This is a genomic window from Pseudomonas lini (assembly GCF_001042905.1).
In the GTDB taxonomy this organism is placed as follows: domain Bacteria; phylum Pseudomonadota; class Gammaproteobacteria; order Pseudomonadales; family Pseudomonadaceae; genus Aquipseudomonas; species Aquipseudomonas lini.
Genome location: NZ_JYLB01000026.1, coordinates 1 through 548, shown reverse-complemented (window position 1 = coordinate 548; position 548 = coordinate 1). Strand labels below are relative to the sequence as shown.

Here is a 548-nt window from a genome sequence, read left to right as displayed (position 1 = left end):
ACGCCAGTGAAGGCACCGACACCCTGTACGTCGTCTACAACGCCACGGCACAGACCAACACCGTCGACCTGAACCTGAGCAACCTGCACAACGTCGAGAACGTGCTGTTGCTCGGCGCCGGCGCTTTCACCGCGCTGGGCAACGACCTGAACAATACCCTGACCGGCAATGCCGATTCCAACATCCTGGACGGCGGTCTCGGTGCCGACACCCTGATCGGTGGCGCCGGTAACGATACCTACATCGTCGACAACCTCGGCGACGTGGCCATCGAGACCGGTACCCTGGCCGGTGAGATCGACACCGTACGCTCTTCGTCGAGCTACATCCTGGGCGCCAACCTGGAAAACCTGGAACTGACCGGCACGGTCAACACCTATGGCATCGGCAACGCCTCAAACAACGCGATCACCGGCAACGATGGCAACAACCAGCTCAATGGTGCCGCCGGTGTGGACACCCTAATCGGTGGCAAGGGCAACGACGATTATTTTCTTGATCAGGCCGGCGAACTGACCCTGGTCCAGGAAAACGCAGTGAAGGCACCG

1 protein-coding gene is annotated in these 548 nt (G+C 60.6%); it reads left to right on the top strand.

What is annotated here, in order from left to right; all coding sequences use genetic code 11:
- On the top strand, positions 1 to 548 hold a 548-nt coding region (locus TU81_RS29075; RefSeq protein ID WP_048397937.1), incomplete at both ends, for a calcium-binding protein.